The following is a 26,364-nucleotide window of genomic DNA, read 5'->3' as shown; positions in this document are numbered from 1 at the left end:
TGGATGGTATCCGCCAGCGCTGGCCCTGGGTGAAGCATCTGTTCGCCGACGGCGCCTATGATCGGCTAATGCTCATGGACAAGGCCGCCTATCTGGACTTCGTGGTCGAGGTCATCCGCCGATCCGATGACCAGAAGGGCTTCGAAGTCTTGCCCCGACGCTGGGTCGTCGAGCGGACCTTCGGCTGGATGACAAGATGGCGCCGCCTCGTGCGCGACTACGAGCAGCGCATCGACGTCTCTCACGCAATGATCCTCGTCGCAATGGGCGCAAACCTCATCCGCCGAAACGCTCATCCTTGAATTTCAAAACGGACTCTCACGTACGTTCTCGTGGGTAGGTCTGACCACCGGCATCGGTAATGGCCGTGGCTACAATAGGACGAGACCGCCTTTTAACCTCATTCAACGAAATTAATAGTATCGGGATAAGCGGATATATTCGTATAGCGGTGTGTTATTTCCTCGTCCACGTTTATCTCCTTTATCGCCACAATGCGAGCCCACGCGCCGGATTCTTCATCAGTCCAAACTATTTTGGCATTTGGGTTCGAAGAATGATTCACTATTGAGATAAACCCGAAAACAACGTAGCCTGTTTTAGGATCATCTTTGAGTTGCCGATCATGCCGTACGAAATAATACTCGAATAACCCTGTGTGATCTAACAGATTTTTTGCCGTGTCATCGAATCCCCATGTTGGAGCAAGCTCAATTATATCTCCGATCTTGAATTTTAGATTTGCAAAAACGCCGCGTCCTTTTCGAGGAACATTTTTGACATATACGGCGCTACTGCAGTCAAAGACCTTATCGACCATCGTATGTGCTTTCTTGTGACTGAGCATGGGCGTTTCCTAGATTGCATGCGCCATTGAAGAGGTCGTTTTGAACTTGCGACCGTACTTCACCAGTATGCTGACTTCAAAGAAGTCGAAGAAGTCGACGGCCGGGGTCGATCCCGCTTCCCTGCGAGGCTCGCCGTTCTCGCCGCAAACCTCCTCTTTAGCGGACAGTCCTTGAAGGCTTAGCCAATCCAAATATTGCCATCGCTGGTATGTCCGACGCTTTGCCTGAAGGCGGAGCATCCCCTCGACAAAGGTCAACAACTCGCTAGGTCGGTATTTCACCTCGTGTCGGAACAGACTCACTTCTTTATTAGAATTCTGCAACAATTCGGTTTTCGAGAGCGAACATAGCTCGTCCTGAAGCCCGTCACACCTACCAATAAGCGTGGGTTGCGGCGCGGCAATCAACCTGAGAGCGCAGCGTCAATCAGGGCTTCTTCCGCATATTTGATACTGTTGGCGAAGTCACGCCGGGGCTGCTTGAGCCATGAGACGTGTGAAGTGCGATGTCCTTGTCCGTGCGACGGGGTCTTCGGTGATCCAGCGCGCCAAACGCATGAGATTCATGGCCGCGGCTGTGGCAAGATGCTGAAGGTGGGCTTTGGCTTGACCGATGGTAGCGGGCGTGGCGCATGCCAAAGGCGCGCACCGCGTATGATATTGTCTTTCGATTCCAACTCGGCAGGCATATAGTTTTGCGAAATCGGCTGTCTGCTATCGTTGGCGCCCGTCCTTCAGCGCCTCGTGTTGATCTTGCATGCGCAGCGTCATGCTGCAGCGATTTGCATGTGCCCCTGCGCAATCGACGCGATCGGAGCAAGCACCGCAGTCTTTGCGGGAGAACTTGATCTTGAATACCGAGATTGCACCATTGTTGGTAGCAGCAGTCCAACTGGAACTGTACCCCCCGCGGACAGGTGACGCGGCGTTCATCCCAATTGTTTGAAAGGCGTCGGCAGTGAAGCCATTGCCCGCAAGGGCTTGCCAGCCCATGTCGCGACGAACAGGCCCAATCAAATCTACTCCAAAGCGTTGTCGGGTCTCAAGAGAATTCCAGCGCTGAGATAGCCTGTATCGACGAAGTGCTGGGATGGCAAAATACCCTGTTGTTCCAGGGCCTCGTGAACGGGTTCTGTGGCCTCGTCGTCGGCGACCGGCGCCGTGGTCGTTCGCACATGCGTAATCATCGGCGGCGCATCAGCATCGCACGTCTCTGTCAGATGCACTTTGTAGCTTTGTAGCCGACCCACGAGGCTAAGTTCTTGCGCGCGTAGTGAGCGTCAACATCGTGCGGCGTGCTGACGAACAGAACGGCCGGCGGAATGCCATCCGCCGCCGTGCGCCAATGCATCTCGCCGTCGAGCAGCATAAACTGTTGCACTCACATCAGGCGCAACGTCTCGACGGCCGGCATCGCGCGCAACCGTGTAGGCGCATCCGCGGCAAAGATCGCCGCCAGGAAACGGTGCCCATCCTCTCCAATCTCGGGGGCGTGGTTCTGACGCGCCGTTCCTTGCGAGGCAACCGGGTTGCTAATGTTGGCCGATGGTAGCGCTCACCCAATGAGGCGCTGCCTGCACTCGCAGCCATCTGGCGCTGCCACAGCCAACACCTCCAAGGCATGGCGCATGGCTTCGGTGATCCCGGCCATGCGGTTGAGACCGCGCACCGCCGCGACAACACGGCTTGAGTCAGTGCGCTGACGACCGTCAGGCCGCACGAGATGGCGCGAGTTGGCGATGTCGAGAACAGCGTCAAACAATATCGCCCGACCGGCAATCAGGCGCGCCCCGAAACTCGCACAAGACCGTGTGGTCGAAGCCGGCATCGGTGAGCAAGGGAGCCAGCAGATATTTCCAGTCAATCCTGCTTCGCACGGCATCCGCCGCTTGTCGATCCGACAGACCCTCGGCGAATTGCCGTAAGGTGATGAGCGCCAGGCGCCATGGCGTCGCGGGGCAGGCTGACCGAGCGCGGGAAAAAGCGACGCGAACTGTTGGTCATGGAAGATCGGCCCCAAATCGTCGCGCAGGATCATCAGCACGCAGCCTCGCGGAAAAGCAGCTTTGGCGACTCGCATCGTTTCCTCAGGAATTCCGACTGAAAGGTCTGGCCGCAACGACATTCAATACTCCTCGAATCAGTGGGACTACCCAGGGAATCAAGGCTCTCTCCATTCGTCGAGCTCAAAGTGCTGACTTCGCCAACAGTATCATATTTGGTGCAGGTTGCGGGATTCACGGATGGTGCGAATAAGTTCATAGAGTCGGAATTGCAGTCGACGCCGTGATTTGCCCGTGCTCCATGCCTTCCGCTCGCTGATTTCGCCCGAGCTTTCGATTGTCCAAATTCTGCCGTAGGCCGAGAGGGTTGTGCTTGTGGCCCGGCCGAAGGCGATGGACTCGTGCTGTCCATGTTGCGGCTGCCGAACCCGCCGCGTCCACAGTCACTACATGCGCCGGTTGAGCGATGTGCCGTGGCAGGGGCTGGTTGTCGAAATCCAGCCTCACGCGCGACGGTTTCGATGCGCCGATCATCAATGCCCGCGCCGGATCTTCACCGGTTCAACCGAAAGCTCGACGCACGGTTCGGCTCGGCGAAAGCCAGCTGGCGATCGGGTTCGCGGCGGGTGGCGGGCCGGGCTCTGCCTGTCGGACAGACTCGCCATGCCGGTGAGCGGCTACACACTGTTGCGGATGATCCGCGCGGCAGGGTTCGAGCCCCTGGGAGCGCCGCGTGTGGTCGGCATCGACGACTGGGCTTGGAGTAAAGGACAGCGCTACGGAACGATGATCTGCGATCTGGAGCGCAACCGCATGCTGTATTTATTGCCGGATCGGAATGCCGACACGGTCGCATCATGGCTGGAATGCCATCCGGGCATCGAGATCATCGCTCGCGGTCGTGCCGGCGTTTATGCTGAGGGCGCCCGTCGCGGTGCTCCGAATGCAACGCAGGTCGCCGACCGCTAGCATCTTCTCCAGAACCTGGGCGAGAGATGGCCGGAAACGCTGAAGCCGAGCCGGAACCACCGGAAGAGACGTCCCGGAAACTTGATTGCCTGCGCCAGTCGAGGCGCAACCAGCGCCGTGAGCTCTATGCCCAGATCCTTGACCTGCGGGGCCCCGGCCTTTCGCCGCGACAGATCGCGCCGCGGATTGGCATGAACGTGAGAACTGTCGAACGCTGGCTTGCAGCGGGCGGTGAGCCCGAGCACAGGCGGCCACCCTCGCGCTCCGTCCTCATGGATCCTTTTAGAGACTACCTCGATAAGCGGTGGGAGGAAGGCCAGCGCAACGGGTAGACTGTGGACCGAAATCAAGCCCCGCGGCTCCCAAGGCAGCAGGGCGACCGTCTACAGCTGGACCGCCGCCTGCAAGGAGCGGTCATCGACCGCTCCGCCAAATTCGCGGTGGCGGCGACATCGCGCCGGAATTGTGTATTATCCAGAATTAGCTCAGAAATGACTATCCACGGCTCATTTATCAGCTAATATAGCTCAAATATGGACTGTATAACGGAAACGTTATGCTCTCAGATATTCCGCCAATTGCCGAGAGTGCCGCAATCGCATTGTAATAGATCACTTCATCCGGCATTCCCTCGTTTGACTGCGACAGCGCATCTAATACGCTCTGTTTCGTATGAAAATCGATAGCGAAGGAAATTGAAGTCGATAAGCTACGAACGTGGTGGAGCGTTCCGGGCGGCATGTACAAGATGTCACCAGCATTTACGGTGATTACAGCGGGTGTCGTCCCCTTGTACTCTGGAAAACGTACATAGTCCGGTTGCTCGGGATCCACATCGAACCACCGCCAACCGCGGCGTCCACAATGGATGATTTGGCTGGGCGGGAGGATGGTGAACTGCTTCGCGCCGAAAATCTGGAAGAAGAGGTTATGACTAAGTAACGTGTCGAAGTGGAGTGGGGTAACGGCTCCTTCAGGGCCCATGAAAAACTGCGAGTAGCGCCACCAATGCCGACGATATGATGGGCTAAGAAAGTCGGCCGGAAAAGGTTGGCAATCCTCCGCCAAGCTTTCTATTAGGCCTAGCAGGGGAATGTCGTGGCAATACGGAGTAGCTGTCGGAATCGATGTGGAGTCTCCATCCTCGCACGGCTGTGATTCCTTGACGAAACGCGCGTATTCTGAGAGCTTCCAAGATGAAACGTTGATCTCGCTGTCGCTAAGCGTTTTGACTGGTACAGTAACTGATCCGGCGACCTTCTCGAAATACTGTGGCGACCATAGCTGACAGGCCGTCCAAGCAGAGCACCCTCCACGTAAGAGAACCGGCCGCATGGAATCTCGGTAAGTAGCAGTAAATTCTCGGACAGATAGTTCAGTTACGTTTGGAACAAATGTCCAACCCGAATCTTTGAGCGTGGACAGAGGACGATTATTGCGAGTCTGTGTGGGTACTACTATATCTCCAACCATTTTGATATCCTTTGCAAGACGAACATGAAAAACGGTAACTATCGTCATGATGAAGCGAAAGTGCGCGGGCATTCAGATGCATATTCCGCCCGCAGTCCCTCCAACGACAAGGCATTGTGAACGTGGTAAACTATACGCCCAGGTTCTCAACTATTAATCTTGGTAGGCTTCGAAGTGCCGTCGATCGACACAGGCTGCGATTGGTCACGGAATACGGACCTTCTGTCGTCCCTGCGCCTGTCGGGCTCAGGGCTCTCTCTATGGTCGATCGTAAGGATCGCCGCATGTTTGCGTTGGAACGGTTGGGGCGAAGTGGTGTTCGCGGCTCCTTGGGACCGCACGCGTCGGAGCGACCAAATCTGTGCAGCGTCCCGGCAAGGACGCATCTCGGGAAACAGAAATCGGCTGGGGAGTCTGAAGCTCCTCTTCGGGCGGCGGCAGCGGCGTGCCGGAATGGCGAAGAGTTCGTCCCAGCCTTGCCGTCCACACGATCGTTGTCGGCACCGGTAGAACTCACCAGGCTCGCCCGTCCCTGGTAACGTCATCGCGTTGGGTACAGCGGAGATGCACACGCGTGACCAAGTGCCTGTATCGTCCGGGCGAGCCACTGTGAACCTGCGCAGAGATGCTCGGATCACCGGCTACGAGCCGCTGCGACGTGACCGGCGACATCGGCTTGAGGAATTGAGGACCGGCGACGGCCGCGCACCGCCAGAACATCTGAAGAGGCAAATCCGTCGCGGCTCGACCGACTCGAACTGGTGATAGCCAGATCAAAGAGATGCAAGCCGAGCGCGAGGCTCTGCTGGCAATCGAAGTCGCCAAAACTCCAGCAGCGACATTGCTCGATCTCAAGGGTATCGGCCCCGAGTGTGCCGCCATCCTCTACGCGGAAGGGCTGTTCCGGCACTTCGATAATCGCCGGCAGGTCGCCGCCTATGCCGGGCTCGCGCCGACGCCTTGGCAGAGCGGATCGGTCCAGCACGAGCAAGGCGACTCGAGGGCCGGCAACCCCCGGCTGCGAACGACGATGATCGAGTTGGCCTGGCTGTGGCTGCGCAATCAACCGAGTTCAGCGCTTACCCGCTGGTTCCACGAACGCGTGATGCGCAATCAGGGGCGCCTCAAACGCCAACCATCGTCGCCCTTGCAAGGAAGCTGCTCGTGGCGCTGTGGAAATACGTGACCGCGGGCGTCGTCATCGAAGGTGCCGCCATGAAGGCTGTCTGACGAGATCACACCGATACACTCATGCCTAGAGGCCTGATCAGCCTCGGCGGATCCAGGAGGCGAACCGAGATCCCAGCTGGCTGCAATGCCGCATCAAGCGCTCGCCGGCTTCGACTTCACCTTCCAGCCGTCGCTCGACGCAACGCATCATGGCGCTGGCCGAATTGAAGTTCATCAATAGAGCGGAGGTGGTTCATCTCCTCGGCCCGCCCGGCACCGGAAGCGCAAAGAGCGTCTACTTCTCCACGCTCGCGACATCATCGCTTCGCTTACCTCCTGCGCGAACCCATCCGTTATCCGCGCGTCGCTGATCGTGGTCGACGAGACCGCTACCTGCCGGTTGTGCCCGGCGGCGGAAATCTGTTCTTCCAGCTCGTCAACGCGCGCTACGAGAAGGGCGCTATGATCCTCACCTCCAATCGCGGCTTTGCCGAATGGGGCGAGGTCTTCGGCGATCCTGTCGTCGCAGCCGCGCTGCTCGACAGGCTTCTCCACATGCAGTCGTCGTCACCATCGAGGAATGGGGTCAGCAACCCGACCTTTACCGGGGACATCAATGAGCGCCGCTGTGCCGCTCGCCTGTATGCGGCGATGATTGTCAAGCCTGCTCCTAGTTCATTTTCTCATCTCCTTGTTCGGCCAATTGGGCGACCATCTCCTCGTCCCGACCTACCTCGCGCTCGCTGCCGCGCGTAGTGATGGTAAAAAGTGGGGCCGCCAGGCACCCATCGCGCAGCGACTTGTCCTTGACGGTCACGAGCACGGCGGCAGGCAGTTTGGGTCGGCGAGACCTGAACAAACGAAGGCAATTCCGAGGGGAGCTCGCCATCAGACGCGGTAAACGCGCCGCAAGCTTGTATGCGGTTGATCCTCGCGGATCGCAAAACCATGATGCAGCCATGCGCATCAACGGGCGAAGCGCCGGGGCGGCGGGCCCCTTCTACGGGCGCGGCTTGAGAGGCCATGTGAGCGATCGGCTTCACCGCCACCTCGGAATCCTTGCCAGCAGACCTCTTCCGCTCCGCCGGATCGGCTGTCTCCCCCCTTCTGGCATCATGCAGCGCGCAAAACGACGCCTGTCGGGTTCACCAGTCGTGACCAGTCGCCACATTGCTCAACAGTTTGCGCGCCAGTGCCACGATCTATTGTCTTGCTCGTGCCGCGGCGACCATCGGCGGTGTGCGCCGTAAACCATTGGGCAAGGGCGCTGTCCTATTGGTATTGTAGAAAGCGCCACGCCAGCAGGATCATGCCGTAGGAACGCGCGCATTGCCGGCCCGTGCGAGCCCTTTCTCGCGCCGGCGTTTGCCGCTCTCGTCGGCGCCCCGGTGAGACCCGCGTACCGGGCGATCGCTCTTCGATCGCGTAACTCGCGCCACAAAATCTCATGGACCAGCATGTCTGCCGTCTCGACGCCAATTCCGATGACCCGCGCGAGCAGACGAACCATCGCATGCGCCCCTTGCTCCGCCGCAGGTACCGTGGAAGCTGCGGGAAGCCGGCGCAAGCGCTCGCGTTCGATCTCGCGAATCTGTTCGTGTAGCAGCCGCTTCGGGTAAAGTTGCGGCTCAGTTCGCCGCGCGTGTTCTCTGGCAACAAAGTGCCTTCCACGGTGCGCAGATATTCCAGCTGCTTGGCATCGCGCAAAATAGGTTTGAAGGCGCGAATGCCGAAGCGGGCGAGGATCGCCTTGATGCGGCTCACAATCGGCGTTCGCTCGCGCACCAGGCTGTCCCGCTCGCGGTTCGGCCGCCGTGCGTCCCCGACTGTGGGAATCTCCGCCATACTGCAGTGGCGCCTCTCGCCGCGCAACCAGCCGAGAAAGGCGCGCATCAAAAGCTCGGAGACGATCGGTCTTGGCGCGCCGGTGTTCGCGCGACACCGCGACGCGCGAGGGATGGATCACATGAGCCTCGACGGCCCGGCCCTGCAGCCAGCGCGCCAGCCAGAAGCCGTCGCGTCCAGCCTCGTAGGCAACCGTGATCCGCTTAATCAGTTGTCCCGACTGCTCGGCTTCGTTGCGCCAGCAATGCAACAGCTTCAGCAGTATCTGCGGATCAGGATCGAGTCTCTTGAGCGGTCGGCGCTCAAGTCCTGGAACAATCGCTGTGACGAGCCACTTCGATTGGCTCATCTCGACCACGACAACCAACGTCGTATCTCGGTTGAAGCCGGCGAGGGACCGGGTCGCGTCAAATGCTTGCGACATGGGGGCGCTCCTTTTGGTTGGTTCGACAGCGCCAAAAGATGGACACCCTCGCCGCTCCCCCATAGCATCTACGGCGCTGTTGAGCGCGCGCTCACGAGCGGCTTCGCTACCGCCGAGCTACACCATTCAGCGGGGCACGACCTCATTGTCGGGTTCGGACAAAAAATGTCGCAAGCCGAACAACAACCCGCTGCAAGCAGTGGGCCGGATGGAAAGCCGCGATCGAAGGCTTACACATGACCTCACTCGATCACTTGTCGAATGCTTCAGGTTCTTCCTTGCAAAACGGCTAGAGACACTCCCAAAGAGTGGCAGACCGGGGCGCCAGGCGCGGAGAAGGACCTTGCGCCAATCTGGCACGCAGATTGCTTCGATGACTTTGACACGGCGGCCGTGCGTTGTGCCTCCCGGAGCTTAGGGGTGATGTATTCCATTTTAACTTCAAACTACCGACGATCCCTTTTTCATCGAAGGGCGAACCCCGCGCTTGCCCAAGCGGCTGCCCGGCCTTCCTGGAAGCGGCTTGCCGGGACTGCTGGCCAGTGGCCGCCTGCCCGTCTTCGCGGAAGAAATAAGGAGCAGGGGATGAGTGCCGGCACATGGCCGATTCAGGCACAGCTCAATGAACTGCGAGCTTCTATCGATAACATCGACGCAGCGCTCACCCATACGCTGGCCGAGCCCTTCCGCTGCACGAAGGCTGCAGGGCGGATCAAAGCCGCGCACAGCCTGCCGGTCGAGCCCGAGCGCGTGCAGATCGCCCGCCTGCGCCGGCTGGCCGACGACACGCATATGTACCTGGATTCCGCTGAGAAGGTCCTGAATTTCGCCATCCGGGAGGTGATTTGCTATCATGAGGCGATCGCCACCGAGACGGCAGCGGGCGCACTCCAGGTCAAGGCGCAGCCATGATCCCGACGCTTGAAAGTGAGCGCTTGGTGCTGCGTAACTGGCGGGAGGAGGACTTCCCTGCCTATGCGGCGTTCCTCGCCGACGAGGAGCGCATGCGCTACATGGGCGGGCCGAAAAGTGTTTGGACGGCCTGGACGGCTTTCGCCGCCATGCTTGGCGAATGGGTGCTGAACGGTCACGGCATGTTTGCCGTCCAACTGAAGGAAACCGGTTCCGTCGTCGGTCGTGTAGGCCTGTGGCACCCGTCCTATATCGACGAGCCGGAGCTCTCCTGGAGCCTCTACGCCGGTTTCGAGGGCCGCGGCTATGCTGTGGAAGCTGCACGGCGCGTGCAGCTCTGGAGCGCATGCGATCTCGGCCTGCCGCCGCTCATCAGTTTTATCCATCCCGAGAATCTGGCGTCCCAGGCGGTAGCGAAAAAGCTGGGCGCGACGCCCCTGCCGCCCACCACAATTCACGGAGAGCCGCGTTTGCATTTCCGGCATCGATTGCAGGCCTAAAGAGCCATCATCGAAAGGAGGGGTGCTGTCACATTGATTGAGCGGTCAAGAAAATTGAGGTAGCAGCGCCCATGACCGTGGGTGCACCGACCTACAAGAACCACCGCTATCCGATCGAAATCGTGCCCGTGCTGTCTGGCCCTACTTCCGCTTCAATCGGAGCTTGCGCGATGTGGAGGAAATGCTGCTCGATGGTTTGCAACACCCAAATCCTCTCAGACAGGAGGCATCTCTCAAAGCGGGCACCAATTGCCGCGAGAAGCGGCTTAGTTCAATCTGGAGGGTTATGTGAGGTCTCCTCTGACGGCCCATACATTGGCGGCGACCTCACATAAGCCGAGTTGAAGTAAGGCGCGGGTTGTCAGCCGCTATTATGGAGATAGTAGGGCACGCTGTTTGACGCGATAGCGGTTTCGTCGCGTGCAGCGGTGGCACGACCGAATTTTGGCTTGATCCGGCGACCTTCGTGAGCAGCTTGCCGGACGATCGGCGGCCGCAGCGTATGGACGGTGACGTGCTTGGAAAGACCCGTCGCCGCAACCGCCGAACGGCAGGCGGAATGCAACCCCCACGGCTCGATCGGCTGGTCAGGATGGCGCATTTCGCGGAATGTGGGCGGCAATTTCACGCGATCTCGGGCACGTATTTCACGCCATCGTGGGCAGCCATTTCGCGGTCGCGGGCCAGGCTGGTCGATGCTTGGATGGATGTGATTTTTCATGGAATTAGGACCCTGTTTGGAGGTGATTTTCGTCCAAACGGGACCCCTTAACGATGGGGTCATCAAGATGCCTCCGGTTTGATTCGGAGGCATTTGTGTTTTGGATGTTGGTTATGGAGACGATTGCAAAGATACGCCGGCTGTCGCTGGTGCAGGGAAAGTCGATCAAGGCGCTCTGCCGGGAACTGAAGATCTCCCGGAAGGTGGTGCGCAAGGTTTTGCGTTCCGAGGAGACAGAGTTCCGCTACGAGCGCAAGCATCAGCCTTATCCCCGGATGGATGCATGGCGTGACGAGTCGGATCGACTGCTATCGGCGAATGCGGCCAAGTCTCAGCGGGAGCGGCTGACACTGATCCGCATATTCGAGGAGCTTCGCGGCCTCGGCTATGACGGCAGCTACAGTTCGGTGTGGCGGCATGCTCAGACTTGGGAGGCGGATCGCGGCAGCGCCGCGGCCGAAGCCTACATTCCGTTGAGCTTTGCGCCGGGCGAGGCCTACCAGTTCGACTGGCGCCACGCCACGCTTCATGTAAGGCTCACATGAGGAGGACTAGATCAATTTTTTCAGGTCATTACGTTTCTCGAATTGGTCGTGCCCCGCTGAGTAGATGCTATGGGCGAGCAGCGAGGGTGTGGCATTCTTCGCTGTTTCAACCACCGTCTGAAGGAGGCGTCCCATGTCGCAATCTTTGGACGCGAGCCGGTCCCTTGCCGCTATCGAGCAGGATAACACGATCATCGCCGTCATCGAAATGAGCAAGGCGAAGTGGCTCGTCGGCGCGCTTGTTCCAGGTCTCAAACGCCAGCCCCTCAAGAAGATCGATGCCGACGCGCCAGCACTGTTGAAGCTGCTGCAGCGCTGGCGCGACGAAGCCGGCCGAGCCGGGCACACGATCAAGCGCATCGCCGTTGCCTATGAGGCGGCCGGCGACAGCTTCTGGCTGGCGCGCTGGTTTCGGGCGCACGGCATCGAGGCCTATGCCATCCACCCCGCCAGCGGTGTCGCGCGAGCACCGGCGCGCCAAGACCGATCGTCTCGACACCGAGCTTTTGATGCCGCTTTTCTCGGCTGGCTGCGCGGCGAGAAACGCCATTGCACCATGGCTGCGATCCCGACGCTCGAAGAGGAGGACGCGCGGCGGCCGAACTGCGAGCGGGGGGACCCTGGTCGGCGAGCAGACGCGGCTCATCAACCGCATCAAGGCGATCCTCGCCCGCTTCGGCGTCCGCAGCTTCCGGCTGAGCCTGCGCCAGGCGGCGGACAGGCTGGAGAGCATCCGAACGGCGGAGGGAACGCCGCTGCCGGACAACACCCGCGCTGAACTACCGCTTCCTTGAGCGGCTCAACCCGCGCGCCCTCAACAGCCCCGTAGCGAGCGAGCGGCGTAGCGGTGGTCATCGATGTTCTTCGGTAGGGTTGGGTTGCTGACACAACCTGATTCGAAGGAAGCACCGATGACCAACGACATGATGGACCTGCGCGGGCTCGTGGAGAAGACCCCCGACGCCGATATCCTGCGCGAGATGATCGGCTTTGCCGCCGAGCGGCTGATGGAGATTGAAGTGGGCGCGGCGACCCGCGCGGCCCATGGCGAGAAGAACCCGCTGCGGCTTGTCCAGCGCACGGCTATCGCGACAGGGACTGGGAGACGCGGGCCGGCACAGTCGAGCTGCGCATCCCGAAGCTGAGGAAGGGCTCCTACTTCCCCAGCTTCCTGGAGCCGCGGCGCATGGCCGAGAAGGCGCTCACCGCGGTCATCCAGGAGGCCTACGTGCAGGGCATCTCGATCCGCTCGGTCGACGACCTGGTCAAGGCCATGGGCATGAGCGGCATCTCCAAAAGCCAGGTCAGCCGGCTGTGCGAAGAGATCGACGGCAAGGTCAAAGCGTTCCTTGAAAGACCCATCGAGGGCGACTGGCCATATCTGTGGATCGACGCCACCTACCTGAAGGTGCGCCGCGGCGGCCGCATCGTCTCGGTCGCCGTCATCATCGCTGTCGGCGTCAACGCGGACGGCCGGCGCGAGGTGCTGGGCATGGAGGTCGGCACGTCTGAGGCCGAGCCGATCTGGACCGAGTTCCTGCGCAAGCTGACCCGCCGCGGCCTGCGCGGCGTCAAGCTCGTCGTCTGCGACGCCCATCAAGGCATCAAGGCGGCCGTCACCAAGGTGCTATGCGCCACCTGGCAGCGCCGCCGGGTTCATTTCATGAGGAACGTGCTGGCGCATGCCGGCAAGAGCGGCCGCCGTGTCGTCTCGGCCTTTATCGCTTCGCCCAGGAGACGGCCGAGGCCGCAAGCCTGTAATGGCGCATCATGGCCGACCAGATCCGGCCCAAGGTGCCGAAGCTCGCCACCAGCATGTGACGAGGCAGAGCATGATGTGCTCGCGTACATGACTTTCCCGAAAGAGCACCGCGTCAAGCTGCGCAGCATCAACCCGATCGAGCGTCTCAACGTCGAGATCAAGCGCAGGACGACGTCGTCGGCATCTTCCCCAATGACGATGCCATTGTCCGTCTCGTCGGCGCGTTGCTGCTTTGAACAGAATAATGAATGGGCCGTGCAGCGGGCGCGCTACATGACTCTCGAGACCATCAGCCATATGAGCGATGATCCGCTCATCAGCCGGCAGTGGCGCGCTGATCAATTCCGGCCCATGCCGGAGAGCACGGCGACTAATGCCGTCAGCTAGCCCACTCCAGTGGGCACGATCCTCGAATTTTTCGGATCTCGGTCCGAACCCTTTTTGTGGAACGCGTGTCAGTGATCTGCGCGCTCAAACTCACATACGGTTGCCGATGATGTCGGCCGACCATGATTCCGCATCCTGCGGACAGGGTTCGGGAGGACGGGACAATTCTTAACTTCGGCATGCGAGGCCATACCATACGCCGGCTCGTCCCCCGGATCCGCCTGAACTGATTGGGTCCCGGTGGAAACAGTTTCTGACTCTGGGTCCGTGGCCAGCTGGTTTTCATTCTGGCCCCTTCAATCACGATGCCGCTGGTGACGAACTTCCACAGAGCGACAAGCAGTTTCCGGGCTAGGGCGACGATCGAGACTTTCTTGGTGCCCGGGCCCACCTGGCGAACCCTGTCGTGATACCAGAGGGCAAGGGCCGGTCCCGGTTGGTGTCGCAGCCACAGCCACGCCATCTTGACGGCGATGGCGCGCAGGCGGGGATTGCCCGCCTTCAAGACGCCCTGTTCCTGATTGATCGTGCCGCTCTTCCAGGGTGTCGGCGCAAGACCCGCGAAGGCTGCCCTGGCGTCTGTTCTCGACGGTCCGGAACAGACGCCAGGTGGCAGCCTTCGGATCACAGGGCACCGGCGAAGCCTGTGCCGATGCCCTTGAAGCCGAGCAACATCCGCACCGGTTCCGGCTCCGATCCCGTGGTCGCAGCCAGTGCATCCCGCTCGGCCTTCACCACGTCGATCTGCTGGTTTAGAAGTTCGATAAATCTCCAGCTGCGCAAGGCCAGCGCCTTCAAGTAGTGCGGCAGGGGTTGGCCGTCCCCGGTGCGGAATTCCTCGAGGCGTTCTCGGCGGCCTTTGTCGAGGTTGATAGTCCGCAATGCCCTTGCGCCAAGAACAACCCCTTCAACCGTTTCGCACGCTGGATGCGTTCGCCAATAAACGTCTTCAGTTCCCGGCAAAGACGCCGACGATCCTCTTCGGCCGGCGTTGGGACGCGCACCATCGCGCAAACCCGGGGCTCGCCATGCTTCCAGCTGCCTGAGACGGATCGAACCGAATGCCGGAAACATCAGCGGGCGTTGCGGGCGCTCGATTCCAGGGGCGACGCGATAAGGTCGCCGACCACTACCATCTTGACGTCGGCAACATTTGTTGCAATCGAACCGGCCCTACTTGGAGGACCATAAGACCGTTCCCGGGTGAACGTTCTGGTTGACTCTTGCAACCAAATCCGTTCGGCTTTAACTACTCTTCATGCCGTACTCGACACGACCGCCGCAGCCAGTTGGCCTGCGACGCCGGTAGACGGAGCGCGCACGTGGCAGGCCACGACGCGCCCGTCTGCCATTGGCATCAATGGCGGTGCCTCGATGCGGCAACGCTCGACCGCCAGCGGGCAGCGCGGGTGGAACGCGCACCCTCTCGGCGGATTAATGGGACTTGGGACCTCGCCCTCAACCGCCGCCTCCAGCCGCACTCGCGTCGGATCCGGCACCGGAGCTGCCGCAATCAGCGCCTCTGTATAGGGGTGGACCGGCCTGGCGAACAGCGCCTCGGATGGTGCGAGCTCCACGATCCGCCCCAGATACATGACGGCGACGCGATGCGCGATATGCTCCACGACGCCGAGGTCATGCGAGATGAAGACGAAGGCGATGCCCATCTGCTGCTGGAGATCCAGAAGAAGATTCAGAATCTGCGCCTGCACGGAGACGTCAAGGGCTGACACCGCTTCGTCGGCGATGATAAGCGAAGGCTGGAGGGCCAGCGCCCGCGCAATGCCGAGCCGCTGGCGCTGGCCGCCTGACAACTCGGATGGCAGTCTGTGCATCATCTCAGGCGACATTCCGACCTTCCGGAGCAGGTCCGCGGTAAGTGCCTGGCGCTGCCTTCGGCCAAGGCGCTCGAAATTCTCGACGGGTTCGGTGATGATCTGTCCAGCGGTGAGGCGCGGGTTCAGCGACGAGTAAGGATCTTGAAAGACCATCTGCATCCGACGGCGCCAAGCGCGAAGCGCGTCCTTCTTGAGGCCCGCAATATCGGTCCCGTCGATCAGCACGCGCCCGCCGGTCGGCTCCACGAGTCGCATCAGGAGTCGCGCGACAGTCGACTTGCCGCAGCCGGATTCGCCGACGATGCAGAGAGTCTCGCCCGCCTCGACGGAAAAGGATACATCCTCCACCGCCCGGATCACCGGAATGCTTTTCTTGAAGATTCCCGCACCGACAGGATAATGCTTCGTCAGATTTTCGACATTCAGCAAAGGACCACTCATGCGCCCATCACCTCTTCGGCGCGCCAGCAAGCCGCGGCGTGGCTCGGGCCGACATCACGCAGGCTCGGTGTCTTCTCGCGGCAAATATCGATCGCGAACGGGCAGCGAAGCGCGAAGCTGCAGCCCACAATGGGCTCGCGCAGATTTGGCACGATGCCGGGGATTTCCGGAAGGCGGCGCTGTCGGCCGCGCCGCCGGTCAGGCACCGATCGCATGAGGCCCTGAGTGTAGGGATGCGCCGGACGCGTAAACAAATCTATCACGTTCGCTTGTTCAACGATCCGGCCAGCATACATCACGATCACGCGTTGGCATGTCTCGGCTACGACGCCAAGATCATGCGTGATGAACATGACGGCCGTTCCCGTGCGCTCTTTCAGATCGACGATGAGCCGCAGGATCTGCGCCTGGATAGTGACGTCGAGCGCGGTCGTCGGCTCGTCGGCGATCAATAGTTCCGGCGCGCAGGCGAGAGCAATGGCGATCATGGCGCGCTGGCGCATGCCGCCCGACATTTCGTGAGGATAGTTGTTCACGCGATGCTCCGGGTCCGCGATGCGGACGAGACGAAGCATCTCCTCGGCCTTCGCCATGGCAACGGACCGTGAGGCCTTGGTGTGGATCTGCACCGCCTCTGCGATCTGGTGGCCGACCGTATAGACGGGGTTCAGGCTCGTCATCGGCTCCTGGAAGATCATGGCGATCTGGTCGCCGCGGATCTTTCGCATCTCCCGATCGGACAGTTCAAGGAGGTCGCGTCCGCGAAAACGGATCTCGCCGCCGACCGTCCTGGCGGACAGCTTCGGCAGCAGGCGAAGGATGGAGAGAGCGGTAACGCTCTTTCCGCACCCGGATTCGCCTACGACGCCGAGCGTCTCGCCTTTTTTTACCTGGAAGCTGATGCCGCCCAAGGCCCGGGTGACGGTTTCCTCGCCGTAGAAGTGCGTCTCAAGGTCGCGAACGTCGAGAAGCACATTATCCTCTGCAGATTCTCGCATCAGCATGTCAGCGCCTCCGCTTCGCGCGGGGATCGAACAGGTCGCGCAAACCGTCCCCTAGCAGGTTGACGGCAAGGACTGTGACGGCAAGGCAGATACCGGGGGCGAAGATCGTCAATGGCGCTATGGCAAGATATAAGCGCGAACTTGCGATCATGTTGCCCCAGCTGGGGATCTCGGGCGGAACGCCCACCCCGAGGAAACTCAACCCCGCCTCCGTCAGGATCGCGCTGGCGCAGACAGTAGCGCTCTGGACCATGAGCGGCGGAATGGTGCTTGGCAGGATATGCCGCCACAGCACCTTGGGCAGGCGCGCGCCGCCGCAAAGCGCGGCCTCCACGTAGGGACGCTCGCGAACACCCAGAACCACCGAACGAACCAGCCGCGCGACGGCCGGCGTCTCGGGGATCGCAATGGCGACGATGAGGATTCCAATCCCCGGTCCTGTCAGAGAAATGAGCGCAATCGCCAGCAGAATGGTCGGAATCGACATCAGGCCATCCATGACCCGCATGACGACATTGTCGAAGCTGCGGCTGTACCCGGCGATGACACCGATCAGAGCCCCGGCAAGAGCCGCGCACGCCGCTGATATCAGCCCGACCATGAGGGAGATCCGGGCGCCGAAGATCGTTCGCGCAAACACGTCCCGGCCCAGATTGTCGCTCCCGAACCACATTTCGGCGGAACGCGGCTGGAGGCGTTTGAATGGATCCATGTTCACCGGATCGCCGGCGTAAAGCGGGGCGGCGAGCGCCAGTATGATTAGGAGCGCCAACAGCCCGCCGCCTGCAATGACCAGCGGATGCCGCCTTGCCAGACGGGGGAGGTCAGAAAGTCGCAGCCGACCGATCAGCGCGGCTTCAACTGGTGCGGAGAGGAGTGACATATCAGTACCGGATGCGGGGGTCGATCAGCGTATAGGCCAGATCGACCGCGAGGTTGATAAGGACGTACAGACCCGAAGTCAGGATGAGCACGCTCTGGATGATGGGATAGTCGCGATTGTTGATCGCATCCACGACCAGACGACCAATACCAGGGATGTTGAACACCGTTTCCGTGAGGACAACCCCGCCGATCAGATAGGCGAAGCTTATGCCGATCACGGTCAGGATTGGGACGCCGGCATTCTTCAAGGCATGGTGAAAAAGCATGGCATAGGACGAAGCGCCCTTGGCAGCAGCCGTTCGCATATAGTCTTCCGACAGGACCTCGAGCATGCTGGCCCGCGTAACCCGGGCGATGAATGCAATGTAGCCAAGACCTAAAGCCACGGTGGGAAGGATCAGGTGCACAAACCAAGGCCCGAGGCCACCATCGATCGGCACATATCCCTGGACCGGTAGCCAGTGTGTCCTGATGGCGAAGAAGTATATGAGGAAATAACCGATGACAAAGACCGGGACGGAATAACCAAACGCCGAAAAGGCCGCAAGGAGGCGGTCGATGAGACCGCCAGTTCGCCACGCGGCAAGGATGCCGAAAGAAACCCCGACCGATACCGAAAGGATCATCGTCAGGATTGACAGGGAAAGGGTCGGTTCCAGCCGCTGCGAGATCAGCTCCAGAACCGGTCGTCCGGCAAAAATCGAGGTGCCGAAATCGCCACCGATCATGTCCCGCACCCAATTTATGAACTGAACCGGCATGGGATCGTTCAGGCCCAGCTCCTCGCGGATGCCGGCGATCATCTCTGGTGTCGCTGTGTCGCCGGCCATGATGGCCGCCGGGTCGCCGGGCGCCAGCCTGAGAAGCAGGAAGACCAAAACTCCGACCATCGCCATGACGGCGACGGTCGAAACCAATCTACGAAGGAGGTAGTCAGCCATTTGGGCTCAGGCCTTCTGCATGTTCCACATTGGATCGAGCAGCGGCTTGACGATGAGGCCAGTGAGCGTCTTGCGGCGCGCGATCGTCGAGACAGAATATCCCAACCTTACATCGCCAACAAAGTCCCACCAAATTCGTTGCATATTGCGGGCCAGCGCCTTGCGTTCTTCAAGCGTTTCGATATCCGCCCACTTGGCCCGCAGAGCTTCGTATTCGTCGTTCTTCGGCCAGCCGTACCAAGCTTTGTCGCCACTCGCCGTCAGGAAGGGCGTACCGAGCGGATTGCTGAGAGAATAATCGGACTCGTTGGTGATAAAGATGCTCCAGCCACCGCTCTCGACGGGGCCTTTGTTCGCCCGGCGCGTAACAACCCCACCCCAGTCACTCGGCGCAAGTTCGACAGTGACCCCTATCTTCCGCAGTTCGCCCGCCAAAAGCTGCGCGGCTCTGTCAAAGAGCGGGCGGTTCGTGGGTTGGAGAACGACGACCTTCTCGCCGGCATATCCGGCTTCCTGAAACAACTGTTTGGCCTTTTCCGGATCGCCGCGCTTCTTGTACCATCCCGTGTTTTCATCGTTGGAATACAGTGTATCCTTCCCGAATATCGAAGTAACGACGTCGGTATATTTTGGGACGGGCCCTGCTGCGCGCATGAACGCCTCCTGATCGATAAGGTGAAGCATCGCCCGGCGCGCTTTCACATTGTCGAACGGCTTCTGCAAACAGTTCATGCGCATGATGTTGTCGTCACCCCCCGTACTCTCGAGTACTAGGTTGGGATCACTTTCGATCAATGAGTAAAAATCGACGGGTGGCAAGCCAAGATAGTCAACCTCACCTGCTTGCAAGGCCGCGAAGGCAGTCTGTTCATCGGCGATATTCTCCCACACAACGCGATCAACCTTGACGATCTTCCCTCCGGCGTGTCCGTCAGTCGGCTCCTTGCGATGAACGTATTCATCGTTGCGGTCATAGGTAAAGCTCGCGCCGGGCCTGGCGAGTTCATGATTGAACTTGAACGGCCCCGATCCGATATTCGACGTCACCTGCTCGGTCGCAGGGCGATTCGCGTCCTTCTCGCGCATGATGAACAGCAACGGCGCCGTAACGTCCGCGAGAATATCAATCAGGAGCCCCAGCGGCTCCTTGAGCGCAATCGTGAAGGTTTTATCATCTTTCTTCGAGATATCCTTGGCCCGCGCCATGATTAGTTGGCCGCCGGGAGCCACCTGTCCCCAGCGACGGATCGACGCCACACAGTCTGCCGCAGTGACGGGGGTGCCGTCGTGCCAGCCTAGGCCATCCCGGAGCTCGAAGGTATAGGTCTTCTTGTCGTCGGACCCCCCCCACTTCCCCACCATTTGCGGCTGCGGCACAAACTTGGAATCGAGTGCGAACAGCGTGTCGTAAATCGCCAATCCATGGTCGGCGGTTATGCCAGCCGTCGTCGAGATCGGGTCGAAGACGCGGAGGTCCCCCGCAGGCACCCATCGAACCGTCCGTGCGTCGGTTGCTGTCTGCGCCCGCAAGAGAGAAGGGATCGAAAAGGCCGTGCCGGCGGCCAAACCTGTCTTAATAAGGTTGCGTCGAGAGATTCTCATGTGCAGTTCCCCTGTTGAGTTATTCTGGCTGATGCATGGTCGTCGGCGGGATCGAAGAAAGCCCGTGCGCGTCCGTAGCTGGCAAAAAACCATAGATCGTAATCGCGACGTTGGCAACATACGTTTCATTCAATTTGGGTTTGCATCGATTGGATCTGCTCCGCAACCACGGTTCTGACCGGGAAAGCGGTTGTTCTCTCATCCTGATAAGCCACAGGTCCGCGACGGAAGAACTTCAGTTGAACCAGCTTATCTGGATGTCTTTTGCCCGGAATGAATGCCTCAAATAGCCGGATCTTTTCCAACCACCATCATAGCCACACTCTTTCGGAGTTATATATATAAGTGTGTTCTTGATCTGCACCAAAGATTGTAAGGCCAAAAGCAGCTGTTCCATTGTGTCCCATCGATATGCCTGGGATCATTGGCTCGCCTGCGCCATTACGTCTAGCTGTGGCAGGCGGTTGTCACCCAGCCGGGATATATGACCGTCGTATCGGCTTCGCCCGATTGGTAGCGTCGGTGGTTAAGCCAATCCAAGCACCGACTGAAAGCGACTTTCTGAAGTTTTCCGGGTGTCTCAATCGCTGCAACGAAGGAGGAAGCCGTTGCCGCGCCGACGCCCGGGATCGACGCAAAGCAGCCGGCATTGCTCACTTGCGCGGGCCGGAGCGACAAGCTGCTTGCTCAATTCGGCGGTGCGGGCGCGCATGCCTTTCCAGCCTCGAGGAACGGTATGATAATCTGCTCGAGCCCGGCATTATTCGCCAATAGGCTGCGCACAGGTCTTCGAACACGCGCCCCGCACCCTTGGGAACGACCAGGCCGAACGTCTTCATCAGACCGCGGATCTGGTTGGACAGGGTTGTCATCTTGAGCAGTTGATTGCGCGCTGCGACCAGTGTGCGAACCAGCATGCTGTCAAAGCTCTTCACGCGCGCCTCGCGGTAATAAAGCCGACCTCGGCAAGATGTGCGAGCCCGTCCGCGTCATTTGCGTCGGTCTTGTTCGGCGCCATATCCAGCGCCGCCTTGGCCTGGCGGGCATCAATCCAGATCGCCGGCAAGCCTTCCAGCGTCAGCGCATGATAGAACCAAACCGCCAGGGGCCCGTTCGAACGGGGCTCGTTCCGCGTTCCGAGCACGCTGGCGGATGACCTCTGCTATCAGTTCGGATCGGACAGGATTGCCGCGCCAGATCCGCTTGCCTCCTTCGCGCACCGTGACGAATGTATCTTCAATGACACGTCGAGGCTGATAAACTGTTTCATGGTTGTCTCCCGTTTGACGCTGGGCCCGACTATATGGTCGTGAGCCCGTATTTCACCCTATTGCCGGTCAGCCACCCTTCCAACGCAGCACAACCGCGCCGGTGTAACCCCGCGATTACCCTATGTATTGGAAGCTTCGCCGGAGGCGAACCGGAGCACAGCAGCAGCGTAGCGAGCAATTGGGGCCTGTCCAGCAGATGCTATCATAACAGCTCAGACGCTGTTCGTGATCCATCTGCGCCATTTAAGACAAAAAAAAACAAATGTTGCCAAAGTGACTAGCGCAAAGTAGATGTGCGTATGCGGTTAGATCGCTAACACAAAGGTGGAGGTACGTATGCGATTAGCTCGAGAACAACTGCGCGGCCGAGCTCAGACCGTGACGGGGCTCGTTGAGCCAGGTGAAATCGGTCGAACACTTATGCACGAACATCTGATTTGGGATGCTACACCCAGCGATTGGAAGGCGTCGGAACCCGGCCCTGAGATTCAGCTCTGTAACTGTTTTAGGATCAACTATTCACGGGTAAAAGTGCCGAGAAATTTCGTATGTCGCAGTGTCGAGACCGTGTCTCAAGAAATCACGAATATGATTGATGCCGGAGGTCGCACCGTGGTCGAATTGAGTTGCGGTGGTCTTTCACCTGATCCGAAAGGACTGGTGCAGATTGCGCATAAAACAGGGGCCCAGATCGTGATGGGTTGCGGCTACTATGTAGACGCTAAACAGGATCGAGCTAATGACTCACGCTCCGTCGATAGCTTCGCTGAAGAAATCATGTCCCAGGTACTCGAGGGAGCCTGGGGCACGGATGTACGAGCAGGCATTATCGGCGAGATCGGCTGTCAGGTCCCCTGGACATCGTTGGAACGTAGAGTGTTGCAGGGAGCATTAATCGCGCAGGTCGAGACAGGTGCTTCTGTGAATATCCACCCGGGACGTCACGAAGACCAGCCACAGGAGATTGCGGAGTTCGTTGATGCCAACGGCGGTCGCATCGATCGGACAATCTTGAGCCACATTGACCGAACAATATTTGATGTGGATCGACTACTACAGCTAGCTGATACTGGTTGCGTGATCGAGTTCGATCTGTTTGGCCAGGAGCAGGGATATTATCCTTGGGCTAACATCGAGCCACCTAACGACGCCGGACGGCTGAGACTCATTCGGATGCTAATCGATCATGGGCACCTCGAAAGAATCGTTATTAGCCATGACATATGCCAGCTAACACGACTAGCCTGTTACGGGGGCCATGGTTATGCACACATTTTCGAGAACGTCGTCCCCCTAATGCGGGAGCGCGGATTCTCCGAAACGGAGATTAACGCGATCCTTGTCGATAATCCCAAACGCCTTCTTACCTTCGTATAGGCAATTTGGCCGATGCGTCCGATGGGCGCGCCTCAAGCGAAGACCCATACAAACCGACGAGCGCGGTCTTCGGCCCGCCTCCAGCATTCGGCGGGAAACGTCTTGCCTGTCATCCGCTCGAGCGCTGCGGCGATCGAATCGTTGCGCCGCTCCCGCCGCCACCGATCCATCAAGCCGAATGGAGTATGGGTTAGGTTCTTCACCCATTCGAAATAGCTCACCACCACCACCGCCCGCGTTCACATAGAGCTCGGGGAGGATCTTCGCGCCTCGGGAGCGCAGGATTTGAACGCCCCGGCAGGTAATGGGCCATTAGAGCGGAACGATTTGAGGCTGAATCGAAATAGGATTGAACGAAGCCAGCTAACGCGGCATTTGGCGGATCGGTTTGCGGGTGACGCTTCCATTTTGAAGGATTGCGGCTGTTGAAGCGCAATCTCGAGAACAGGAGCAATGAGATGGTCGAGTTGAGCCCACTTCGTCGGCGCATGATCGAGGACATGACGATCCGCAATCTGTCGCCGGCCACGCAACGATCCTACGTACACGCGGTGGCGAAGTTTTCCGCCTTTTCGGACGCTCTCCGGACCGGCTTGGCCTTGAAGACGTCCGCGCTTTCCAGGTGCATCTGGTCATCGCCCTGTCGATGTGCGGGTGTTGTATTCGGCCCGTCGCAAAGCGGGGTCTGTGCTTACACTTGGTAGTCGCAAGAAGTCGCAAATGTTATCGACAGAGCGCGAGAGCGTGTAGCGGATCACCTCGGCGAGCTTTGTCTTCTGGCTGATCAGGCCGAGCTTTTCGCGCAACCAGGGTTCAAGATCGGCGACAATAGCGCGGCTATTTTCCTGACGCATCGCACGGCGTTCATCGGCCGATCGGCCGCGGATATCGTCTTCGATCTGATAGAGGTCGGCGATCCGTGTCAGCGCCTCGCTGGCGATCGGCGCGGGACCGGCTGCCGCCAGTTCATAGAAGCGCCGGCGCACATGTGCCCAGCAGAAGGCGAGCGTGACGCCGCTTTTGTCGGCCAGCACACGATAGCCGCCATAGCCATCGACCTGCAGGATTCCAGTGAAGCCTGAGAGATGAGCGATCGGACGCTCGGCCTTCCGGTCGGGTGCATAGACATAGGCGACGCCCGGCGGGTCGCTTCCATTCCATGGGCGGTCATCGCGGGCATAGGCCCACAGCTGCCCAGTCTTCGTCTTGCCGCGGCCCGGATCGAGCACCGGCGCCGTGGTTTCGTCAGCAAAGAGCTTCGGTGAAGTCTTCAGCTTGCCAAGCAGCCGCTCATGCACCGGACGAAGGTGCCAGGCGGCGCGGCCGACCCAGTCGGCGAGCGTGGAGCGATCGAGATTGATGCCCTGCCGGGCGTAGATCTGCGCCTGACGATAGAGCGGCAGATGATCGGCATAATTGGAGACCAGGACCTGGGCGACCGTCGCTTCGGTCGGAAGACCACCTTCGATCAGCCGGGCGGGTGCGGGAGCTTGGATCACCACATCCTCACAGGCGCGGCAGATCCCATGGGGAGTGGATCGTGGCCCGCACTCTGGCAGAGTGGGCCATCGCAACTCGCTCTTTGGAGGCCCTTTCATGCATCTTTCGACCGCCGATCAATCCGAGCTACAAGCCGCTGTCCGCGTGGATCTTGGCGCAATCTTCGTCTCGCTGGAGCTGTCCAGATCGACCTGGCTAGTCACCTCGATTGTACCGGGCAGCGAGAAGATGTCGCGCCACATGGCGCCGGCGGTGACAGTGCCGGGCTGCTCGTCTGCCTCACCGGGCTGCGCAGCAAGGCCGAGGCGCGCACGGGCACGCTTTATCCGTTAGTGGTGATCCAGGAGGCGGGGCTGGACGGCTTCTGGATCGACCGGGTGCTGAACCGCGAGGACTGGATCGAAAGTCACATCGTCGATGCGGCATCGATCGCCGTGTCGCGCCGCCACCGTCGTGCCAAGACGGATCGGCTTGATGGCGAGGCGCTGATCCGCGCCCTGCTGGCCGTCAAGCGGGGTGAGCCGCGCGTCTGCTCGATGGTCCGGGTGCCGACGCCCGAGAATGAGGATCGCCGCCGGACCAACCGCGAGCGCAAGGTGCTGGTCGCCGAACGGGTCGAGCACGTCAACCGCATCAAAGGCCTGCTCTTCAGCCAGGGCATCCGCGACTACGAGCCTTTGCGCCGCGACCGGCGCGATCGCCTGGAAGAACTGCGGACCGGCGATGGCCGCGCCCTCCCGGCCCGCATGAAGGCCCAGATCGGCCGCGAACTTAACCGTCTCGAATTGCTGCTCGGCCAGATCAAGGCGGTGGAGGCCGAGCGCGACGCGCTGCTCGCCGCGACGGCCGTGGACGCCTCGACGCCGGCGGCGATGTTGCTCAAGCTGAAGGGCATCGGGCCGGAATTCGCGACGATCCTCCACGCCGAAGGGCTGTTCCGGCATTTCAACAACCGCAGGCAGGTGGCCGCCTACGCGGGACTGGCACCTTCCCCATGGAAGAGCGGCACGATCGATCACGAACAAGGCGTGTCGAAAGCAGGCAATCCGCGGCTGCGAACGACGATGGTCGAGCTTGCCTGGCTGTGGCTGCGCCATCAGCCGGCCTCGGGCCTGGCCCGCTGGTTCAGCGAACGGGTGGCGCGCAACGGCGGCCGCCTCAAGAAGGCGATGATCGTCGCGCTCGCCCGCAAGCTGCTGGTGGCGCTGTGGAAATACGCGACCGCCGGCGTCGTCATCGAGGGAGCGCTCATGAAAACCGCATGACCCTTCCATCACCCTTTTCCTCCCATTCCGCAAAGGCCTGATCAGCCTTTCGGATCCAGGTGGGCGAACCGAAAATATGCATGGCCTCAACAGCCGATCGGCAGAATGGTTTCGTCTTCCTGAGCCTGCGCCCGCCGCAAGCGGGATATTGGTGCTGCCGCCAGGAGCGGCGACCGCATGTGAGGTGGATGAGGCCCGGCGACCGGGCCGCGTCACGTGATCGGGCTCAGACCTTGGACCGTGCGAAGGAGGAAAATCACACTTGACCATGTAATCCCCATGTGAGGCATATTTGGGCCGCCGCACGACGATCACACGCAGCTGCGCCGGAACGATGTCGAGCCGCTCGCTCACGTCCTCGCCGATGCGATGCAGACCATTGCGGCAGCCCGGACAGGCATGGTCCTCGATGTCGACGACCATTTCCACCCGCGGCAGATGGGGTGGCAACGCGCCGCGGTTGGTCCGGCGCTTCCTGGCGCGCTCCAGACGCTCTGCGGGAGATGCTTGTTCGTTCTCTTCCTCGTCAGCGGCTCTTCGAGCCCCAGCAGCAACTGATCCTCGGGAAGCGTCTCAGCTCGACGGCCGAAGCGGTGACGCTGCAATTCCTTGATGATCTGGATCAGGCGGGCGTTCTCGACGTCGCGCGCCAGGACCATCGCCTTCAGCGCGTCCGGATCGT

At 60.2% G+C, this 26,364-nt stretch carries 19 protein-coding genes and 13 pseudogenes; 14 read left to right on the top strand and 18 right to left on the bottom strand.

Features of this window, described 5'->3' with window-relative positions:
- A partial coding sequence (locus tag NKH89_RS34915; RefSeq protein WP_352911818.1) for a transposase occupies positions 1–302 on the top strand: 302 nt, incomplete at its 5' end.
- 98 nt (positions 303–400) lie between these two features.
- Here NKH89_RS34915 and NKH89_RS34910 read toward each other — a convergent pair.
- The 3 genes from NKH89_RS34910 to NKH89_RS35935 all read right to left on the bottom strand — a co-directional run bounded on the left by NKH89_RS34910 (position 401) and on the right by NKH89_RS35935 (position 2,885).
- Positions 401–847, bottom strand: coding sequence for an SET domain-containing protein-lysine N-methyltransferase (locus NKH89_RS34910; protein WP_352911816.1), 447 nt, complete (start codon positions 845–847; stop codon positions 401–403).
- Between the two features lie 1,216 nt (positions 848–2,063).
- Positions 2,064–2,216 (bottom strand): hypothetical protein, encoded by a 153-nt coding sequence (locus NKH89_RS34905; protein WP_352911815.1) that lies wholly within the window; start codon positions 2,214–2,216, stop codon positions 2,064–2,066.
- Between the two features lie 186 nt (positions 2,217–2,402).
- Positions 2,403–2,885 carry a hypothetical protein gene (locus NKH89_RS35935; protein WP_502896987.1) on the bottom strand — a complete coding sequence of 161 codons (483 nt, stop codon included), beginning with the start codon at positions 2,883–2,885 and terminating at the stop codon, positions 2,403–2,405.
- Between the two features lie 358 nt (positions 2,886–3,243).
- Between NKH89_RS35935 and NKH89_RS35930 the strand changes: the two are divergent.
- Both NKH89_RS35930 and NKH89_RS34890 read left to right on the top strand, forming a co-directional pair.
- Positions 3,244–3,372, top strand: a pseudogene (locus tag NKH89_RS35930) (transposase family protein); the annotation flags it as partial.
- Between the two features lie 141 nt (positions 3,373–3,513).
- Positions 3,514–3,819 (top strand): transposase, encoded by a 306-nt coding sequence (locus tag NKH89_RS34890; protein WP_352911825.1) that lies wholly within the window; start codon positions 3,514–3,516, stop codon positions 3,817–3,819.
- 513 nt (positions 3,820–4,332) lie between these two features.
- Here NKH89_RS34890 and NKH89_RS34885 read toward each other — a convergent pair.
- Complete coding sequence (locus NKH89_RS34885) at positions 4,333–5,364, bottom strand: cupin-like domain-containing protein (protein ID WP_352911813.1); 1,032 nt, start codon at positions 5,362–5,364, stop codon at positions 4,333–4,335.
- Between the two features lie 561 nt (positions 5,365–5,925).
- Between NKH89_RS34885 and NKH89_RS34880 the strand changes: the two are divergent.
- A pseudogene (locus NKH89_RS34880) lies at positions 5,926–6,522 on the top strand (transposase); the annotation flags it as partial.
- A gap of 307 nt (positions 6,523–6,829) precedes the next feature.
- A pseudogene (locus NKH89_RS34875) lies at positions 6,830–7,040 on the top strand (ATP-binding protein); the annotation flags it as partial.
- Between the two features lie 694 nt (positions 7,041–7,734).
- Here the strand turns inward: NKH89_RS34875 and NKH89_RS34870 are convergent.
- A complete protein-coding gene (locus NKH89_RS34870) occupies positions 7,735–8,355 on the bottom strand; it encodes a hypothetical protein (RefSeq protein WP_352911810.1) in 621 nt (206 codons plus the stop codon).
- A gap of 73 nt (positions 8,356–8,428) precedes the next feature.
- Between NKH89_RS34870 and NKH89_RS34865 the strand changes: the two genes are divergently transcribed.
- From NKH89_RS34865 to NKH89_RS34855, 3 genes are all read left to right on the top strand, one after another.
- Entirely contained in the window at positions 8,429–8,971 is a 543-nt protein-coding gene (locus NKH89_RS34865; RefSeq protein WP_352911807.1) for a hypothetical protein, read from the top strand.
- A 345-nt stretch (positions 8,972–9,316) separates the two neighbouring features.
- The gene (locus NKH89_RS34860) at positions 9,317–9,643 is read left to right on the top strand and encodes a chorismate mutase (RefSeq protein ID WP_352911804.1); all 327 of its coding nucleotides are present in this window, start codon (positions 9,317–9,319) and stop codon (positions 9,641–9,643) included.
- Positions 9,640–10,143: a GNAT family N-acetyltransferase gene (locus tag NKH89_RS34855; RefSeq protein ID WP_352911801.1), complete on the top strand. Its 504-nt coding sequence runs from the start codon at positions 9,640–9,642 to the stop codon at positions 10,141–10,143. The genes NKH89_RS34860 and NKH89_RS34855 overlap by 4 nt, the downstream gene beginning before the upstream one ends.
- Positions 10,144–10,504: 361 nt before the next feature.
- Here NKH89_RS34855 and NKH89_RS34850 read toward each other — a convergent pair whose 3' ends face one another.
- Positions 10,505–10,771, bottom strand: a complete 267-nt coding sequence (locus NKH89_RS34850) for a site-specific integrase (protein WP_352911798.1) — start codon at positions 10,769–10,771, stop codon at positions 10,505–10,507.
- Between the two features lie 197 nt (positions 10,772–10,968).
- Between NKH89_RS34850 and NKH89_RS34845 the strand changes: the two are divergent.
- From NKH89_RS34845 to NKH89_RS34830, 3 genes and pseudogenes are all read left to right on the top strand, one after another.
- Positions 10,969–11,382 (top strand): annotated as a pseudogene (locus NKH89_RS34845) (IS21 family transposase); the annotation flags it as partial.
- A 160-nt stretch (positions 11,383–11,542) separates the two neighbouring features.
- Positions 11,543–12,187, top strand: a complete 645-nt coding sequence (locus NKH89_RS34840; RefSeq protein WP_352911795.1) for a hypothetical protein — start codon at positions 11,543–11,545, stop codon at positions 12,185–12,187.
- A 133-nt stretch (positions 12,188–12,320) separates the two neighbouring features.
- Positions 12,321–13,558, top strand: a pseudogene (locus NKH89_RS34830) (IS256 family transposase).
- 274 nt (positions 13,559–13,832) lie between these two features.
- Here the strand turns inward: NKH89_RS34830 and NKH89_RS34825 are convergent.
- The 9 genes and pseudogenes from NKH89_RS34825 to NKH89_RS34785 form a co-directional block, all read right to left on the bottom strand.
- Positions 13,833–14,598: pseudogene (locus NKH89_RS34825) on the bottom strand (transposase); the annotation flags it as partial.
- Positions 14,599–14,814: 216 nt separating this feature from the next.
- The gene (locus NKH89_RS34820) at positions 14,815–15,837 is read right to left on the bottom strand and encodes an ABC transporter ATP-binding protein (protein WP_352911820.1); all 1,023 of its coding nucleotides are present in this window, start codon (positions 15,835–15,837) and stop codon (positions 14,815–14,817) included.
- Positions 15,834–16,841 carry an ABC transporter ATP-binding protein gene (locus NKH89_RS34815; protein ID WP_352911791.1) on the bottom strand — a complete coding sequence of 336 codons (1,008 nt, stop codon included), beginning with the start codon at positions 16,839–16,841 and terminating at the stop codon, positions 15,834–15,836. Before NKH89_RS34815 ends, NKH89_RS34820 begins: the two co-directional genes overlap by 4 nt.
- A gap of 1 nt (position 16,842) precedes the next feature.
- The gene (locus NKH89_RS34810; protein ID WP_352911788.1) at positions 16,843–17,724 is read right to left on the bottom strand and encodes an ABC transporter permease; all 882 of its coding nucleotides are present in this window, start codon (positions 17,722–17,724) and stop codon (positions 16,843–16,845) included.
- A gap of 1 nt (position 17,725) precedes the next feature.
- Entirely contained in the window at positions 17,726–18,667 is a 942-nt protein-coding gene (locus NKH89_RS34805; protein ID WP_352911786.1) for an ABC transporter permease, read from the bottom strand.
- A gap of 6 nt (positions 18,668–18,673) precedes the next feature.
- Positions 18,674–20,269 (bottom strand): ABC transporter substrate-binding protein, encoded by a 1,596-nt coding sequence (locus NKH89_RS34800; protein ID WP_352911783.1) that lies wholly within the window; start codon positions 20,267–20,269, stop codon positions 18,674–18,676.
- Between the two features lie 125 nt (positions 20,270–20,394).
- On the bottom strand, positions 20,395–20,574 hold the full coding sequence (locus NKH89_RS34795) for a hypothetical protein (RefSeq protein WP_352911780.1): 180 nt from the start codon (positions 20,572–20,574) through the stop codon (positions 20,395–20,397).
- 6 nt (positions 20,575–20,580) lie between these two features.
- Positions 20,581–20,697: pseudogene (locus NKH89_RS34790) on the bottom strand (penicillin acylase family protein); the annotation flags it as partial.
- A 38-nt stretch (positions 20,698–20,735) separates the two neighbouring features.
- Positions 20,736–21,539: pseudogene (locus tag NKH89_RS34785) on the bottom strand (IS110 family transposase); the annotation flags it as partial.
- A 337-nt stretch (positions 21,540–21,876) separates the two neighbouring features.
- Here NKH89_RS34785 and NKH89_RS34780 point away from each other — a divergent pair.
- Positions 21,877–22,917 (top strand): phosphotriesterase family protein, encoded by a 1,041-nt coding sequence (locus NKH89_RS34780; RefSeq protein ID WP_352911777.1) that lies wholly within the window; start codon positions 21,877–21,879, stop codon positions 22,915–22,917.
- Between the two features lie 86 nt (positions 22,918–23,003).
- On the opposite strand, the pseudogene NKH89_RS34775 reads toward NKH89_RS34780, so the two are convergent.
- Positions 23,004–23,199, bottom strand: a pseudogene (locus NKH89_RS34775) (glutamate dehydrogenase); the annotation flags it as partial.
- Positions 23,200–23,375: 176 nt separating this feature from the next.
- Here NKH89_RS34775 and NKH89_RS34770 point away from each other — a divergent pair.
- Positions 23,376–23,584: pseudogene (locus NKH89_RS34770) on the top strand (phage integrase N-terminal SAM-like domain-containing protein); the annotation flags it as partial.
- Positions 23,585–23,651: 67 nt separating this feature from the next.
- Here the strand turns inward: NKH89_RS34770 and tnpC are convergent.
- Positions 23,652–24,449 (bottom strand): annotated as a pseudogene (gene tnpC / locus NKH89_RS34765) (IS66 family transposase); the annotation flags it as partial.
- Positions 24,450–24,513: 64 nt separating this feature from the next.
- Here tnpC and NKH89_RS34760 point away from each other — a divergent pair.
- Positions 24,514–25,682 (top strand): annotated as a pseudogene (locus tag NKH89_RS34760) (IS110 family RNA-guided transposase).
- Between the two features lie 285 nt (positions 25,683–25,967).
- On the opposite strand, the pseudogene NKH89_RS34755 reads toward NKH89_RS34760, so the two are convergent.
- A pseudogene (locus NKH89_RS34755) lies at positions 25,968–26,364 on the bottom strand (transposase domain-containing protein); the annotation flags it as partial.

Source organism: Mesorhizobium sp. M0923, assembly GCF_040319365.1.
Classification (GTDB): domain Bacteria; phylum Pseudomonadota; class Alphaproteobacteria; order Rhizobiales; family Rhizobiaceae; genus Mesorhizobium.
This window is presented reverse-complemented; position numbering and strand designations above follow the sequence as displayed.